The organism is Streptococcus sp. 9.1 (genome assembly GCF_016648815.1).
Lineage (GTDB): Bacteria > Bacillota > Bacilli > Lactobacillales > Streptococcaceae > Streptococcus > Streptococcus salivarius_E.
On record NZ_JACLQS010000018.1, the window covers coordinates 1 to 16,936 of the forward strand.

Here is a 16,936-nt window from a genome sequence, read left to right on the forward strand (position 1 = left end):
TCTTTTGCTGTAACAGATACGGTGTCATTTTCCTTCAAGGCGCTGACTGGAACACTGAAGTTGCCATCTGGATCAGCTGTTGCTGTGGCCTTAGAGCCATCTGGAAGAGTCACTTCTACGGTTGAACCGGCTTCGGCTGTACCTGTGACGGCTGTAGCACCTGCGGTAACTGGGTTCACAGTTGGGGCTACTGGAGCTGTCGTATCTGGTACGGTAACGGTTGTCGGTGTTGATGTATTGTTTGAAGCATCTTTTGCTGTAACAGATACGGTGTCATTTTCCTTCAAGGCGCTGACTGGAACACTGAAGTTGCCATCTGGATCAGCTGTTGCTGTGGCCTTAGAGCCATCTGGAAGAGTCACTTCTACGGTTGAACCGGCTTCGGCTGTACCTGTGACGGCTGTAGCACCTGCGGTAACTGGGTTCACAACTGGGGCGTCTGGAGGTGTTGTATCTTTTTCTTCAAATACATAAGTCAACAACTGTCCGCCTGGAGATAGGGTAACTGTGTTGTTGTCTTCATTGTAGGAAGGTGCTTTGCTATGGTCGATTTTCTTTAATTTATAACCTTTAGCTTCGACTGCAGCAATCTTTTTGTCCTGGGTGCTAAGGTTAACAACCTCATTTTCGTCACCTGGAATCGCACTACTTGCTTCGATTTCATTGCCATTCACATCAACAAATTTCATGTGAACGATTTGTGGTGCTGTAAATTCAAATCTTTCAATCTGAACACGTTGCAAGTTTGTACCAGAACCTGTACTTCCTAGGAATGAAAGGGCAAATGTTGGATTACCATTAGTCAAGGCACGCTTAGCCTCAGCTGTCATGATGCTAGTGTTAGCGTTTTTTAAGTTTGTTGTCCAAGTTTGTGAGCCATAAGTTACTGTAAAGTTTTTATCTTTATCGTATACAATTTTAAAGTCTACCCATTCGCCATTAGGTTTTGGATCTAGAGCAGCAGCTGCTGTGCTACTTGTCGTTACCTTACCGGCAGCATTTGATGAGTAGAATGAACCGAAGGCGTTTTGCTCCCACACAAACTTTCCATTTACTTTACGTCCGTTTCCATATTTTGGATCGGCTGATGCATTTTGGTTCGCATTTGGATTAGAGGTGTTATGCCATGAGTCCAGTTTGAAACCAAAGGCATTTTTGATAGTTCCCATACCAATAGACGCACCTGATTGACCAATAGTATCTACCTTACCTGTATGGAAGACGAAACCGACTCCATCACCACCTGGGCGACCATCTGCATCAGTTTTGCCTTCATATTTATTACCGATATCAACTTTACCAGTGAAGGTGAAGGGTTCTCCAGAGTCGATTTTAAAACGAAGGTAAGCACTACCAACTTGACCTGAAACGTCATCTGTCAACTTAATGGTACCTGTTGATTTATCATATGTAGCAGTTCCACCTTCTTGGAAGAAACTTTCAAAGTTTTCTTTAGTAACTACCGCTCTTTGCAGGTTAGTTTCATCCACTGAACGTGTTGTTCCTTCAGTAGAACGACGTCTACGTACACGAGGTGTAGCTACAGTTTCTAACACAGTTGTTGTAGTTTCTGTAGCACTCTCTGAACTTGCTGTAGTTGTTGCTGTCGATGCTGTAACTGAATTAGATACCTCTGAGGCAGCTGTTGGTTTTGCACTCGTTGAGGTTGTAGCTTCTGACGAAGCTACTGGACTTGTTGATGAAGCTTCTGACGATGCTGGTGCTGAACTTGTTGTACTTGTCGCAACAGGTGCTTCTGAACTTACACCTACACCTGAATCAACCGTTGTTGTAGGCGCCACTGATGACGTTGGAACCGCTTCAGTAGCTGCTGGTGCTACCGTAGTAGTTGAGGCGCTTTCTGGTGCTGTGATTGGCGGAGTTGTGGTTGAGGCTCCGTCACCTTGACTTGCACTGACAGCTGTGGCTGCAACTGTTGCTCCATCAGATGTCGTTTCATCCGCTTGAGCTGTGTGACCAATCATGATCAAAGTACCAAGCAAGACCGAGCAGACTCCGATATTCAATTTACGAATCGAGAAACGACTCTTCTTACTAAAGATATCTTTACCCATATATCCTCCTAGACAAGAAATCATTAGATTTTGATTACTCTTGTCACTTCTAAAAATAATATAAATTGAATTTCCCTAACATCAAATATATCATATTGTTAAAATTGTAGCAACATTTTAGCATTTTAGTTTTAACCTTTTAGTTTTTCTTTAACCTCTTCCGATTTAACTTAAATTTCCTGAGTAAAATTAGCCTATACTTTGAGGCTGTAAAAAATATAAGTATCCTTACAAATAAAAATACAAATATAAATTAACTCTATAGTAAAAAGCATTTAGAGAGTTTACAAAATAAAACAATGACTATTTTTAGATCAATCTTCAATTATTAAATAGAAGTCAATATTATGGGAAGATAACTTTAAAAACACCCATCTTTTACTCATCTACGTCGATATTTGCATCTGTAAAACCAACTGAATTTTGACATTTTAATGTAACGATATCCTTTAATTGATATTTTTTTTAATAAAACTCAACACAATTAGTTCTTGTGAATATTCAGAATTATTATATATTATTCAAAATAAAAAGACAGTAGCTTCAAAATGCTACTGCCTAATTACGATTTAGCTGATAGTTTTGATAAATGGTAGTAATTCCCTAAAAACTCATCTCAAATAAAAGAATATTCAATTGTTTTTCTGGTCTAAAACACGAACGATAATTTGTTCACTGTACTCCTCGTTTTCCATTAGTTCAATTCCTTGATCAAAATTATGCTCCGCATTAACTCAACGCCATGATAGCATCGATGAAAAGTTTCTTTGTGAAGTAACCGTTACTGATGAGGTAGGCTGTGTGGCGAGCGTTAGCTACCATCTGTGCATACTGCTCTTCGGTACATTCTTGAATGCAACGGTCTGCTTCTTCCAGACTTGAAACAACGAAGCCTAGACCATGTTCTTTGACATAGTCTGCATTTGAGAGGTAGTCAGGTACAATAACTGGGAGACCTGCGGCTAAGTAAGTGGAGAGTTTATAAGAGATATTCATCTTATAGTAGTCAAGCTCGTCCTCTGGTTTTTCCGAATTTCCCCAGACCAGACCAAATCCTCCCTTAGATAGTTCTAGCAAAAGCTCATGTTTATTTCGCCAGCCTTCGAGGTGGACTTTGGAATAATCCTTATCCTCTTGTTTATCTGCGTAGACGTGGAGAGGGGTAGTTTGTTTCCAGTCTAAGATATGTGGGAAACGTGTTGGGTTTCCGGCAAAAATCATTTTCTTTTGGAAAGCAGGCTGGTGCAAGTCCAGACTATGAGGTAAGTCCCAAAGTTTTTGGATGATAATCTTCTCAACTGTTAGCCCTTCCTCAATTAGTCGATCACGCATCTTTTCAGATGGAACAACGACGACATCACAGAGATTGTACATGTCAATATAAGAAGACATGAGATAGTAGTTACTATCAAACATGAGAGGTGGGACGTCGTGGATAAACATAACGGTCTTAGCATTAACAGCTTTGAATTTACGGAGCAATCGGCTGTCCCACTCACTACCATTCCATGATGGAGACTGGAAGAAAACAATGTCTCCAACACTTAGTCCTGCTACAATCCCATCAAAGCGGGAATTAAGCTCTCCATCTGGCTCTTGACTACTATCATAGAAATAAATTCCTAGTTCATTAGCACCGAGCTCTCTGGCAATCTTCATGGTATCATTTTGGGCAATCAAGGCCACACTGCGTGAGGACTGGCCAAATAAATTTGTAAAATGTACGCGCATGACATACTTCTTTCTATTATATGATAGGAAGTCCTCTACTTATAAGAAACAATCATAAAAATAAGTAAGAGGATAAAGAGGGCTATGCTGATAGCCAAGGTCAACATTTTTCGAATCGGTTGGCTAGCCCAATAACTTGGTTTACCGATATTACTAGTGGCATCCGTTGAGAAAATCTGCGTTTGACGCGGTTGGATGGTCACTAAGACGATAAGGGCAACCGAAAGAATCACTGCTAGAACCATAAATACTAACATCATAAGACTACCTCAACAAACCAATAAGGGTGAAGATTAAACCGATGATAATAACAAGTCCGAGCATGATTGAAAAACTCTTGTTGATCTTCTCTCCTCTGGTTTCTTTTTCTTTTGTGATAGGCTTTTGCTTGAGTTCTTCCATACGGCCTTCAACGTCACCGTAGAATAAATCTTTTTTAGACATGATTTCCTCCTAAAAGTGATTGTAAGCGGTCGGCCAACTCAGAAGCAGTCAGAGTATTGGCTTGAGCTTTTTGAGCTTGCATGGCCTCTTGCATGGCTTGATTGTCGCTTAGGACCTGCTTAATCTTGGCAACCATAGCTGGATAGTTCTGACTGGCATAGATATGCTCTGGTGCTGTATAGACAGGTCCATGAGCTGTTTCTGAAAAGGCCAAAATCAATAATTGGTGTTCAAAGGCAGTTCGCGTCGCCTTGTACAATTCATTATGATGATTGATATCCAAGTAGAGGTCAGACTCTTGATAGAGCTTGTCCAACTGCTTGTGACTAGCGTTTGGATGGAGCACAACGTTTGAATAACGCATCATCGAGAGCAATCTTGGGGACATCTCAGTGACTGCCGCAATCTGGAAGGTCACATCAGGGAGTGACTCAACCAAGGCTTCTAAACGCTCAATTTGGTCTGAATTGGTTGCAATAAAGGCATTACGAGGTTTGCCATGATTTTCCTTGAAATCATAGGCATAGCCAAGTGAAAAGACCTTATGTTTTTTATCCTCAGGCACTAGCGTTAAGGCTTTTTCATAGGTCACCTTATCAGGAATGATGATGGCATTGGCTCTGGCTGAATTATCCTCTAAGATACCATTCATATTGCCTGGTAGGATATCACCCAGTGGCTCTTGCCAGACAAGGACATCAGTGGCACCCTTATTTTGCATAGTCCATGAGACGACGAAAGGTGTTGCCAAGCTATTAAAGATAATGTGATCGATATCACCAAAGACCTGAGCTAGGAAGGCTTTAACAAATTCGGTACGGTTGGCGAAACGACGAAGGGCTTGTCCTGGTATAGTCAAGAGAATATCACTGGTAAGATGATTTTCCAAGATACGTTCGTCACCTTCTTTGGTTTGGTAGCTGGTAAAGACTGCCTGACCGTTCTCATCATGAGTGGTTTTGGCAAAGCAGAATCCATATTTGTTATAGTGGTCCACTTGGCGAATCTTTCCTGACTTGTCTAACCATTCGACACTTTTAACGATACGAGCCTTGCTACCTTCTGGGTAGGTGATGCGGGCACGTTCTTCGGTAAGATTAGACACACGCGCCATCTGATTGTTCCCTGAAATTTCCCAAAAGGCTGGCACAGGAACTTGGTTGAAAAAGCGTGGTTTGCCATTTTCCTCTTCTGCTTCCACATAATAGGTGAAAGGAGAGAGAGAGCCTTGAGGGAGAAAACCATCTGGATTGATGACAACTGTTGTGGCATCATAGCCTGCTACCTGAAGTGAGTAAGCTAGATCCTTACTGGCTTGATTGTAGTAATCACATAAGAATATCATGAGCGTACCTCCTCAAGTAACTGTTTCCAAGCTGCCTTGACTTGACTGGTCAAGAAGCCTTTGGCAAGGTCATAAGATTTTTGACGCATGACTTCGATAGTGCCTTTTTCATAGAGACGGACAATGGCATCCTTATAGGACTTGGTGATGACATCCACAACATGATTTTCAGCGACAGGGAGGAGATAACCGTTGCCCCCGTCTTCGATAAAGGTTTGATTTCCATAAGGCACATCAAATCCAATCATCGGAAGACCTGAACCAACCGCCTCCATGAGAGTAAGGCCAAAACCTTCACTGGTTGAAGCTGTTAGGTAGACCTCGTACTGGCTATAAATGTCAGTCAAGTCAGCGTGGCCCATGAGTCGGATATAGTCGCCAGCTTGTGCTTCGACAATAATCTCACGCAACTTGGCATCCATACTACCACTACCGTAGATATCAAAAGTGATATCTGGCAGAGTCTTATGAACCTCGATAACCGCACGAACCAACCAGTCAATGTGTTTTTCCTGAGCCAATCGTGAGGCCGTAATCATTGAGAATGGCTTACGTGGTTTGTCCTGCCCGACCAATTCAGGTAGACTTCCCACTGGAATAGTGTAAATCTTTGGATCATGGTTGGTGTAGCGACGGAACTGTTCCTGCAGAATTTCCTTCTGACGATCAGTTGCCACGATGAAGAAATCAACCTTGTCCGCATTGGTAAACTGGTACTCGTAATAGTTATTCCAGAGAATGTAGTTGTCATCAGTTTGATTGACACTAAAATGCTCAGCGTGAACAACGACGCCTAGGCGAGCAGCTTGCGCTTCTTCAAAGACCAACTGGCCAATACCTGTTTCACGGTCCAAGATGACCACATCATCCTTGGTTAGGGCTAGACGTTTGAAGAAATAGCGAAGGAATTCTTGCTTACCATAAAGAACCTGATCAGGAAAACGATAGATATCCTGATTATTGTCTCCGACAATCATGTCATAGGCTGTAGACCCATCTTCGTTATAAAAACGACGTTGGTAAACCTTGGCTTGATTGTCCTTAGGCGCAAAATACTCACTGCAGTAACGGGTGTAAGAGTAAAAATCCTTGCGCAAGAGCTTGTCATTGACAAAGTAGCTGACTGTTTCCACTGCATCTTCGTCCATCACACGAAGGTTACATGCTACTACCATATCATCCTGTGGATAATGGTAACGAATGAGACGACCAGCAACTTCCTTGCGCTCAGGATTGGCAGGTAAGATGGTCTCGATTTCCGCTAGGCTAATGGTCGATGGCGCAATCTTGATATCTGTAAAATAGTTATGGAGCCAGATGATTTCATCGTCTGAAAAACCAATCTTGCTAGTCATATGCTCGATATTATCCCCAAGGATGAGGTCCATAAAAACAAATTTTGCTTCTTGCCCCATTTCCCTGAAAATCTTAGCACGATAGGCCTGAGCATATTCGACACCACTGCTGGCCCAACCTATGCCTAAATTAATGTTATATACTGTCATAATTTCCTTATTTTATGGGAAATGGCTGATGATATCTCCTTTTTTAGTGACTTGCACCTGACTAAGGAGAAGATTACGAACCATATCCTTTCTGATTTGACGTTTCATGGCTTCAAAGCCCTTGTAAGCCTCTTGGTAATATTCGACAATCGGGTTCTTTTGACTGAGTTGTTGGCTACCAATGGCCATCTGAAGTTGTTGCAGATAGTCTACCTGCTCCACCCAGTTGTCATCCACAGCCTTAAGCATGGATAGGCGTTGGAAATACTCGTTAAGTTCCTTAGTTTTCAACTCCTGCTTTTTAGCATCAAGTTCACGATAGGCAAACTGGTAGATGAGTTCCAAGACTTCCTCACGATTGTTGAGGTCCAGATCCTTAGGGATTTCATTGATGCGGAAGCTGATATTACGCAAGATAAAGTGGTAAAGATTTTCCGCTTTTGAGAAATCTTCCTCAGCCATAGCCTGGTCGATAAAGTCATCAAGAACCTCGTCGATAACAGTGTCCAAACCTTGATTGTGATAGATGAGGCGGTCACGTTGTGCGTAGATCATCTCACGTTGGATGTTCATACTTTCTGCGAACTCAAGGGTCTGACGACGTGAGGTACGACCGGAACTTTCACTAGCTTCTTGGGCTTTTTCAACCAATTTACGATACTTACGACCTGTCAATTCCTTAGGATCGATGTGATCACTAATGGCGTATTCTTTGTAAGTACGGTGAACCCAAGATGGACCGTATTTTTTAATCACGTCATCTTCAAGGGAGACGAAGAATTTAGACATACCAGGGTCACCCTGACGTCCAGAACGGCCACGGATTTGCAGGTCAATACGCTGACTTTCCATACGTTCGGTACCGATAACGACCAAACCACCGAGTTCAGCCACACCCTTTCCGAGCTTGATATCTGTTCCACGTCCAGCCATTGACGTCGCAACCGTCACGGCACCCATTTGTCCTGACTCAGCAATCATCTCAGCCTCACGTGGCGCATTGTTGGCATTTAGGAGGTTATGAGCAATTCCTTCACGCAAAAGCAAAGAAGAATAAAGCTCTGACATTTCCACCGAACCAACGAAAATCAAGATTGGATTTCCCTTTTCATGATAATGCTTAACATACTCTAAAGAGGCAAAGACCTTCTCTGGTAGGGTCGCATAAATCTTATCTGGATAGTCGATACGTTGTTTCTTACGATTGGTTGGGATTTGAATGACCTTCATGCCATAGGTATCGAGAAATTCTTTTTCCGCAACCTTACCAGTACCAGTCATCCCTGAAATTTTCTTGAATTTTTTAAAGAGACTTTGGTAAGTGATCGAAGCCATGGCTCTGGTTTCTTGTGACAAGGCCACTAATTCCTTGGCTTCGATGGCTTGGTGGAGTCCACCTTGGAGCTTGGTCAATTCCAAGAGACGACCTGTCGATTTATCAAGAAGTACCACTTCGGGTCCCTTCTTGCCATCACGAATGATATAATCCTTGTCCTTTTTATAGAGCAAGTGGGCACGAAGAGAAAAGAGCAGGTGACGGGCAAAGGTGCTGTTTTCCTCATCGTAGAGGTTACCGATACCAAGGTAATTTTCAGCAGCCTTAGCCCCTTTAGTAGTCAACCAGACTTCCCCTTTTTCCTCTTTGAAGATATAGTCCTCACCCTCGACCAAAGTGGTCATAAGCGTATCCATCATCCCATAGTAGTTAGACTGAACACGGGGCGCACCAGAGATAATCAAAGGTGTCTGTGCACTGTCAAGGAGGACAGAATCCACCTCATCGACAATAGCATAGTTAAAGGGACGCATGTATTTTCCGTCTTGGTTAGAAGCAAGGTTATCAATCAAATAGTCAAAACCTAAGCTAGAATTGGTCGTGTAAACGATATCTGATTGATAGATGGCACGCTTTTCTGCCGGTTCCATCTCATTGCTGCCTTCCACACAGGGAACACCAATCGTCAAACCTAGGAACTCGTAGACCTGACCCATTTCCTCAGCGTCACGGATAGCCAAGTATTCATTTGTCGTAACAAGGATAGCCCCTTCACCTGACAAGGCATTAAGGTAGACTGGCATGGTAGCCGTCAAGGTCTTCCCCTCACCAGTGTACATCTCAGCGATATGACCTTGGTGCATGACAATTCCTCCCATGACCTGAACATCATAAGGGAACATGCCTAACACGCGCTTATCCGCTTCACGAACAACCGCAAAGGCTTCAGGCAGGAGGTCGTCCAAGCTTTCTCCTTGAGCCAAACGCTCCTTAAATTCCTGCGTTTTATTTTTCAACTCAAGGTTGCTCAAACCAGCCATTTCATCGGCTAGGCCGTTAATTTCCTTGAGTATCTCCTTAACAGGGAGAATAGGATTCAGTTGTTTAAACATGTTCTTCTCCTGTTTCTTCCAGTTTTAAGTTGTAGAAATCTAGCTCTTTGACCCCAGCACTCAAGAGGGAAATACGGTAGGTATAGGCCTCGTGAGGGTAAACAAAGGTCATCTGGGTACTCTTTTCAATCAACTGTTTAATTTCATTGTCATAACGGTCCAAAAAGCTGACTTTCAAAAAGACTGAGCCTGTTGGGACAGCTTCAAGATTGGCCGTCAAGTCATAACTATGCCCTTTTTTCAAAAGTGGGAGGGCAGGTTGGGTACGACCAGCTTGGTAGTTTTGGATGGCCACCCAAGACTGGATTTCCGTTCCTGATGGCACCAAAGGATTGTAAAATTGCACAGAACCATCTTGGCGCTTAACAATTTTTGAGCCATACATGTAGGCTTTGTGGTTTAAGCCCCACAAGATTTCTGATTTCTTGTTTCTGAACATTCTTACTCCTTCCTTCCAAAATCATTTTCTAAAATCATACGGTAAAAATTAACAAACCAAGTTGTCGCCGTATAAGAATCATCGTTGTGTCGACCTGACGTTCCCTTGCTGAGAATCTTAGCCCCTGAGTAATAGAGAGACTTGGTAATGTCCTCGTAGGCCGTCGGATCCATATCCTCGTCTTTCATGTAGGAAAGACCAAAAGTTGTATTTGAGAAGTCTGCTTTTTCAAATTTATCCCAGAACTTCTGATTAAGGGCCTCGACACCCTCATTATCCAAACGGCCTGTCTGCAAATGCAAGACATCAATCCCTGTTGGAAAGACCTCTGGCGCCAAGAGTCTGGCACGATTACCGATAGTACCAACATTGGCTAGAGGCTTAGACATGATGATAGCATGAGGCTCAAAGTCCGCACCATAGTACATTGATGGGAAGGTTCCCATGGACATTCCTGAGAGAATGAGCTGACTATTGTCAAATCCTAGATAGTCCAAGTAATGTTGGATGGTGTCTTTGATGCTATTTTCAAGCTCTTCAGTTCCCATGTAGAAGGCTCCCCCTTGGAGACGAGGGTCTGAGAAGAGCAAGAATGGTGTTCCCATCCCCTTCATCATTCCGAAACCTTCAAAACCTTCGGCAGGACGGAAACCTGAGAAGTAAACTGACAAAGGTGGCTTGAAGTCCCCAGGATAAAAGAAATAGTTGATTTCCTGACGCTTGCTATCGTGGAGAATTCCACCACCAAGTACAAATTTCCCGAATTGGAAACGGGTCAAACGTTGGTGGAGCCCACCGATTGTAATCTGACCTTGGCCTTTCATCTCAAGACTAGCAGACAGGAGGAAGGTCGTGTCCTCATCAAGGACAATGGCCCCCTTGCGCATTTCTTCTTCTGAAACGATATAGGTCTTGAAAATACCTGCGACCGAACCTTCTGGCAAAAGATTGAGAATCAAGCGACACTCACAAGTCTCCTCTTTTTCGAATTCCAACCAAAGCTCGATAGGGTTTTCCTTGCTGGCTCTGACATTATAGGTCCAGTCCAAGACAGGACTAAAATCTTGACCATAATCACCTTTTAAAATGACATTTTCATGACCGTGGTAGGTCACTTGGCCAGTAAAATTGGGGTTAACCTGGGTCGTGAAAGGAAACATCTTATCCCCGTACTGCCCTGAAAAGAGCGCTTTTGAAAGGGTAAAGAGCAACTGCCCTTGATTTGAAAAATCAGTTGGCACAGCACAAACTTCCTTCAGAAACTGAAGGAGACTCTCATCTGGCACTTCAATCGTTTGATCAAAGAAAATAGTGTGAGGAATCAAATACTCTTTAATAGCCATCAATTCCTCAAGACCGGCAAGACTGTCCACAATAACCGCTGTAAAAGCCTTGATTTCGTCTTCTTCGATGGTTTCTTGTAAGGTCTCAAGCTGACCAAGATTGCAATAATACCATTTCATATTTTCAGGAATTTCCTGATTTTCTGACCAGTTGGATGATCCAACTTGTAGTATCTTCAGACGATTATCCTTGGTCATTCTGCTCCTCCTTCAACCAATTTTCCCATTTTTGTACCAAACGGTCTCCTGTGTTTTCCTTAATTTTCTCAATTGAGTAGATAAGGGAACGGTTCCAGTTGTTCAACTGTCCCAAATAGTAGTAAGCCCCTTTTTCAAAATCGGACAAGTGCTTCAAGATATAACCATTCTCTTGGTGGGTCACATACTCAGACGCCACACGGTTAATTTGTGGAATACCAGCACTAATTCCAGCAATCTGTGTATAACGATTAGGTTCCTTGCTCAAGTCGACAATGAGGCGTGTAAACTGAAGAGCCTTGATAAGGGCAGTCTCGTCACGCAGGTCTTGGAAAGAAAATCGGCTGACGATTTCATTATTTTCTTCCAATTTATTTTCTGCACCACTACTTTCGACAACCTCTTCAAAGACATCTGGACTCAATCGTTCTTCAATCATTTTTTCCACTTGATTTTGCAGGCTACCAAGTTGCTCTGGATTGGCATTAAATGCTCCAAATTCAACCTGTGTCTTAGGATACTTAGCCACAAAAGCCAAGACTTGATAAATAGCCTCTAAATCCAACTGATCGAAGTCAACCTGATAAAAGATTTTAGACTCTTTGACACGTTGACTGGTTCCCAAAGCTAAACGGGTATCGAAAGAAGCCATGTGTTTGAGTTTCTTAGCCTCTTCTGGATAGGCAACCTGAAGCTGCTCCAAGTAATCGTAACGGTCAGCAATCAACAAGTCCACTTGCGGCAGAAAGGCTTCATAGGTGTCAATACTATCGTCCTGATTACGTTCTGCGAACCAAGTCAAAATCTTAGTGTTGGCTGCTGGCAAATGTTTAAAGAGGTACTTGTTATGGCGTAGATCTGAGGCAATAACAAAACGGTCCTCTGGTTCTACCTTTTCGTCCAAGAATTTAGTCAAAAATTCCCAGATAACTTCTGAAAGGTCACCGTAGTAACTCTTATTAAAACGACCTTCCGTACGAGGATTGGCTACAATCCCACGACCATCAAAGAAATGACAGAGTTGCCAAACTCCCTTGGCATTAAGATAGTTTCGATAGCTTGGTTGTCCACCTTCATAATAAAGACTACTTGAGATAAAACCGCGGTCATCGTAGATGTCTTCGCGAATGATTTGCTCATCCTTATAGTAGCGAATCATGCCAATAAAGCCTTCTGAGCCAAACTCAATCTCGGCATAACGCTTGTGTTGGCATTGCACCACGATAGCAAATGGTGTGTGAACAAAGGTAGCCCCTTCTGGCCATTCCAAATCTGTCACCTGAAGATTTTTCATATCTTCATCAGTGATACCCTGAATCAAGTCAAAAATAGCTGTATAGCCAACTTCCAAGACATCATGACGGTGCAAGAAATAACGCAAATGTGGTTGGTAGGCCAAAAGCAAAAGCTGAGGGGCTAAGTCCTCATCCTGAAAGATACGAACTTGGTGCAAGCTGTCATCAAATTCAATTTTTTGGCGGATACGGTACCAAGGATCAATGACCGTCTTCCAAAATTCATCCGTCTGTCCATACCAAGCTGGAATAAAATAATACATGAGTTCTCCTTCATTGTCTTTTCATCACAATACTTGAGATTGAGGGGCAGACCGATCACACATCACCAGCCTGCCTCTCAACCCCACGAGGGGTGAGAGTTTATACATTTTCAAAAAGTGGGGTGTAGGAAGTGTTAAGCTTCAAGGCTTTCATTTCCTCGTTAACATTGTAAATCATACCGCTAAAAATCAAGAAGGTACCAGGAATCATACTAAGCTGTAAATAATCCGGATTGACCAAGATAATCAGCATTGGAGCACCTGCCATAAAGAGCATATAAAGGGCACCGATAAAACCAAGTCTAAGCACCAAATGGTTGATATAGGCACTAGTTTCTTGGCCTGGATAAACACCGTAGATATACTCACCTGACTTGCGCATTCGCTCAGAGATTTGCTCACCAGAGACATTAACGAAGGCAAAGGCTAACCCTAAAACGAAGAGCATGATCAGATAAACAACCAACCAAAGAGGTTGACCGACTGTCAAAGACTTGATGGCACCACTGGTCCACTTGCTTTCAGGATGGATAAATTGAATCAGCATAAAAACATACTGCGGAATACTAACCAGCGACATGGCATACATGAAAGGCATCCCTCCGGCTGGATTCAGCATAATATCCAAGTAAGAATACTGTTTAAAGCGGTTATGAATATTGATTTTATTGATTGAGATACGGTATCTAGCCCTCTGCACAACCCCTGAAATATAGAGGAAGACCAAACTGAATAGAATCAGAGGAAGCAAGACATCCCAACCGATACCTAGCTTTTCAATACTATCCATGATTTGATAGGGCAGATTGGCCATCATACTTGCCATCAAGATAACAATGGAGCCTCCAATCCCAAAGAGTGAGTTGAGGTCTGATAGCCAAACCAAGAAGAAGGTCCCGGCAATTAATAAAATGGTATTCATGAAAATAGCGAGACTAGCATTAACCCCTGAAACGATAGGTAAATTCAAGGATACTGCCAAAGATTGAACAATGGCAATCCCTAGGGCCAAATACATGCGTCTACGGTCCTGAATCTCAATGGGAAGATTTTTCAAGCCCATTTTCTTAGAGAAAGAAAACATCTGCCAGAGAATCATGGCCGACATCCAGGGCGACAAGCCCACTGAAAATAGAGACATGGACCTGAGGTTTCCCCCCATCATGGCACTAGAGAAAGCCAAGGAACCTATGGCTCCCCCAAAGATATTTGCATTTTTCAAATCCACAAACGGTAGAACCAATTGATTTCCCAAACAATAAATAAAGAGGAAAAAGAGGGTCCATAAGACACGTTTGGTGATTATCGATTGACTAATTTTTTTCACTATTACTCCTATTTCCTGCCCATAGACAGGATGATGTTATTTCGATTGAAACGAGACAGAGACGCCAGTTCAGCCTACTTATCCAAGCAAAGGATTACAGGCTCTTCTTACGCATTTGGCGAATGGTCTCAGCCATCTCTTTCCAACGATCTCTTGAGTAGGTTTGTTGGTTATGCTTGGTTGACTTAAGGTCCTCGAACCCTAAAATCGGTTTGTTTTCAAACCTAAAGGCATCAAGAATTTCCACTACTTTTCTTCCTGGATTGATATCTAGAAGCAAGTCACTGGTACGCAACAATTCCAAATCTAGCCCATTTAAGCCCGCAATGGCTGAGTAAACCGTCACATTTGGATAGGTAATCAATTGGGCCAGTTTATCTGTCACATGCTGTCGAGAGGCAATTTTAAACTGTACCTTAGGAAGAGCCGAGATAAGGTCCGTCAAATGCGGAATTTCTGAAATGTTGGTGTAAATCAAACAAGTAAACGGACGGCCCTTAGGATAAATCATGTCCTCTGAAAGTGGCAATAAAGTGGCATTTTCAGCAACCTCTGACCAATCCATTTGAGCATAGAACCACCAGACCTCGCGATAAGCTTGGCAAGCCAATGGTAACCAAGGCTTACGGTGTGAGGCATAATGCACAACCTTAGGATAGTCTTGACCATTTGGCAGATGGAAACCAGCTAAACTAGACTTGGTAACCGCATAGTTGTTGTCAAAAGACAAGGGCAACCAGTTGTTACGGAAGACCATGTTTAGAATGGACTGCTCCGCAAATGGGACCTTATCATGCCATTCGCTAGTCATGTCAATAAAGTGACGTCTCATGTTGTACTGCTTCCAATAAGCCGTATCAATCACCATGAAGCCAGCATCAAACATCGCTTGGCGATCCTGAACCTGAATAGCATAATCACGCACGGCAGCCAAAGGTCGACCTTGCAAATCAAGGGTAAAGAGGTCCTCTAGAGAACCTGTAACCACCATGTCACTATCCAAATAAAGGGCCTGTTCCTCAGACACAAAGTCCGCTACAAAATAGCGAAGATAGCTTGCATAGTTGCTATTAGTCTTGTATTGCTTGATATGACTACTATCCACACGACAGTTAATCACTTCACTACCAAAGGCAGCCAGATGACGGTTTAGTCCTCTAAACCACTCTTGAGAGAAATCATCATTAATCAAGTAAAAACGAATGTTGCGATGATGGAAAACGATGGATTTGATGGTCGTAAGCACTTGGTCAACATAAGTATAGTTAGCCGCAAGAACAATAGCACGCTTTTTAGTCTCATAACGTTGAGGAGCTAAACTCAAGACCTGGAATTTCTCCTGAATGGAGCGGTAGGCATCAGAATCCGTGAGACCTTGCTCCTCCACATTTTTCAAGCAAGCCTCTAGCATCTGACGGTAGGTGACCATGTATTTCTCCAGAGGGAAACCATGACTAGCAACAATAGCCAAGCGTTCTTCCATGGCATAAACCAAGGTCATCATCCAGTCTTGCATCCAAGTCGCTGATGGCATCTCTGGACTCTCACGATATACATAAAGTCCCTTGTTGAGATATACCGTACGCTCACTCATGAGATAGGCTTTAAGGTTGAAAAAGCCATCCTCCCCTGCATGCTCTTTTGGAAAAAGCAAGTCATTAAACAAAGAACGTTTGTAGAGTTTGCCTGTCGCAGAAATCAGAGCGATGTTAATGTTATTGGTTTCTTCAAAGAGACCATCAATAATCTGAGCCGGTGAATAAACCTGCTCATAATAATCTTCATCTTTGATATAAAAATAAAAGAGATCTTCCGATTCCTTATAGACACTGTAATTGGCCACTGCGATATCCGCCTTGTGGGCCTGCAGAGTCTTATAAAGTTCCTCCAGATAAGTAGACTCTACCCAATCCTCAGCATCCACGTAGGTGACGTAAGCTCCCTTAGCCTGACGAATACCAATATGGCGAGCATCTGAAAGCCCTCCATTATCCTTTTTAAAATAGAGGATACGAGAATCCCTAGCAGCATAACTACGGCAAATGGCATCACTATTATCTATTGAGCCATAATTGATGAGAATAATTTCAAGATTTTGATAGGTCTGCCCCAAAACACTGTCTAAACAGGTCTGGAGTTGATTTTCTACATTGTAAACGGGAATAATTACGGAAATTTTTTCTGTCATTTTCTTACTTTTCTAGCTGTGATATTTTTTCTTGTCTCAAAAAGTCATAATACAATAGGACTATCAAAAAATGTTTATAACTGTTTTCATTGTCACACAAGATCTGAAATCCCATACACTTCATATCATTTTCCTTATTTTTTCGAGACTTAACAACATTAAATTATACCATAATATCACTTAATTTTCTAATAGATTAAATCTATTCCAAATTAGATTACTTTTATTTCAAAAACCGACAGTTAAGAAGTCTAGCGTGAGAACTGATGGTTTGCTCTTGGTCTGAGAGGCTCTTCTATCAATCCAAACCTGGACTTCTTCAAATTTATGATTCACATCTTGTAGTCCAAATTAGTATGTCGGTAGGATGCCATTAAATTACTATCACTCTTGAA

General features: G+C 42.4%; 12 protein-coding genes. All 12 read right to left on the reverse strand.

Translation table 11 applies throughout. The features are described from left to right. On the reverse strand, window positions 1-2,075 hold a 2,075-nt coding region (locus H7T93_RS08975; RefSeq protein ID WP_201041878.1), incomplete at its 3' end, for a lectin-like domain-containing protein. A 729-nt stretch (window positions 2,076-2,804) separates the two neighbouring features. After that, a complete protein-coding gene (locus H7T93_RS08980) occupies window positions 2,805-3,806 on the reverse strand; it encodes a sugar transferase (RefSeq protein WP_037601940.1) in 1,002 nt (333 codons plus the stop codon). Between the two features lie 35 nt (window positions 3,807-3,841). Further along, window positions 3,842-4,066 carry an accessory Sec system protein Asp5 gene (asp5, locus tag H7T93_RS08985; RefSeq protein WP_002883546.1) on the reverse strand — a complete coding sequence of 75 codons (225 nt, stop codon included), beginning with the start codon at window positions 4,064-4,066 and terminating at the stop codon, window positions 3,842-3,844. 4 nt (window positions 4,067-4,070) lie between these two features. Then, complete coding sequence (asp4, locus tag H7T93_RS08990; RefSeq protein WP_002883547.1) at window positions 4,071-4,250, reverse strand: accessory Sec system protein Asp4; 180 nt, start codon at window positions 4,248-4,250, stop codon at window positions 4,071-4,073. Further along, window positions 4,243-5,595 carry an accessory Sec system glycosylation chaperone GtfB gene (gtfB, locus tag H7T93_RS08995; RefSeq protein ID WP_037601938.1) on the reverse strand — a complete coding sequence of 451 codons (1,353 nt, stop codon included), beginning with the start codon at window positions 5,593-5,595 and terminating at the stop codon, window positions 4,243-4,245. Before gtfB ends, asp4 begins: the two co-directional genes overlap by 8 nt. Then, on the reverse strand, window positions 5,592-7,100 hold the full coding sequence (gtfA, locus tag H7T93_RS09000; RefSeq protein WP_037601936.1) for an accessory Sec system glycosyltransferase GtfA: 1,509 nt from the start codon (window positions 7,098-7,100) through the stop codon (window positions 5,592-5,594). The genes gtfB and gtfA overlap by 4 nt, the downstream gene beginning before the upstream one ends. Window positions 7,101-7,112: 12 nt before the next feature. Continuing rightward, the gene (gene secA2, locus H7T93_RS09005) at window positions 7,113-9,488 is read right to left on the reverse strand and encodes an accessory Sec system translocase SecA2 (protein ID WP_037601934.1); all 2,376 of its coding nucleotides are present in this window, start codon (window positions 9,486-9,488) and stop codon (window positions 7,113-7,115) included. Next, window positions 9,481-9,927, reverse strand: coding sequence for an accessory Sec system protein Asp3 (gene asp3, locus H7T93_RS09010; RefSeq protein ID WP_014634783.1), 447 nt, complete (start codon window positions 9,925-9,927; stop codon window positions 9,481-9,483). The genes secA2 and asp3 overlap by 8 nt, the downstream gene beginning before the upstream one ends. 2 nt (window positions 9,928-9,929) lie before the next feature. After that, window positions 9,930-11,468, reverse strand: a complete 1,539-nt coding sequence (asp2, locus tag H7T93_RS09015) for an accessory Sec system protein Asp2 (RefSeq protein ID WP_195950869.1) — start codon at window positions 11,466-11,468, stop codon at window positions 9,930-9,932. Then, a complete protein-coding gene (gene asp1 / locus H7T93_RS09020; protein ID WP_195950871.1) occupies window positions 11,455-13,026 on the reverse strand; it encodes an accessory Sec system protein Asp1 in 1,572 nt (523 codons plus the stop codon). Before asp1 ends, asp2 begins: the two co-directional genes overlap by 14 nt. A gap of 100 nt (window positions 13,027-13,126) precedes the next feature. Further along, window positions 13,127-14,353 (reverse strand): accessory Sec system protein translocase subunit SecY2, encoded by a 1,227-nt coding sequence (gene secY2, locus H7T93_RS09025; protein ID WP_195520213.1) that lies wholly within the window; start codon window positions 14,351-14,353, stop codon window positions 13,127-13,129. Window positions 14,354-14,447: 94 nt separating this feature from the next. After that, complete coding sequence (locus tag H7T93_RS09030; RefSeq protein WP_037601928.1) at window positions 14,448-16,541, reverse strand: glycosyltransferase; 2,094 nt, start codon at window positions 16,539-16,541, stop codon at window positions 14,448-14,450. Window positions 16,542-16,936 lie beyond the last annotated feature (395 nt).

What these genes read in the sequence shown, in the direction of transcription:
- H7T93_RS08980 (WP_037601940.1), bottom strand. Translation starts at nt 3,806, where the DNA reads ATGCGCGTACATTTTACAAATTTATTTGGCCAGTCCTCACGCAGTGTG.
- asp1 (WP_195950871.1), bottom strand. Translation starts at nt 13,026, where the DNA reads ATGTATTATTTTATTCCAGCTTGGTATGGACAGACGGATGAATTTTGG.
- asp5 (WP_002883546.1), bottom strand. Translation starts at nt 4,066, where the DNA reads ATGATGTTAGTATTTATGGTTCTAGCAGTGATTCTTTCGGTTGCCCTT.
- asp2 (WP_195950869.1), bottom strand. Translation starts at nt 11,468, where the DNA reads ATGACCAAGGATAATCGTCTGAAGATACTACAAGTTGGATCATCCAAC.
- secA2 (WP_037601934.1), bottom strand. Translation starts at nt 9,488, where the DNA reads ATGTTTAAACAACTGAATCCTATTCTCCCTGTTAAGGAGATACTCAAG.
- asp3 (WP_014634783.1), bottom strand. Translation starts at nt 9,927, where the DNA reads ATGTTCAGAAACAAGAAATCAGAAATCTTGTGGGGCTTAAACCACAAA.
- H7T93_RS09030 (WP_037601928.1), bottom strand. Translation starts at nt 16,541, where the DNA reads ATGACAGAAAAAATTTCCGTAATTATTCCCGTTTACAATGTAGAAAAT.
- asp4 (WP_002883547.1), bottom strand. Translation starts at nt 4,250, where the DNA reads ATGTCTAAAAAAGATTTATTCTACGGTGACGTTGAAGGCCGTATGGAA.
- gtfA (WP_037601936.1), bottom strand. Translation starts at nt 7,100, where the DNA reads ATGACAGTATATAACATTAATTTAGGCATAGGTTGGGCCAGCAGTGGT.
- gtfB (WP_037601938.1), bottom strand. Translation starts at nt 5,595, where the DNA reads ATGATATTCTTATGTGATTACTACAATCAAGCCAGTAAGGATCTAGCT.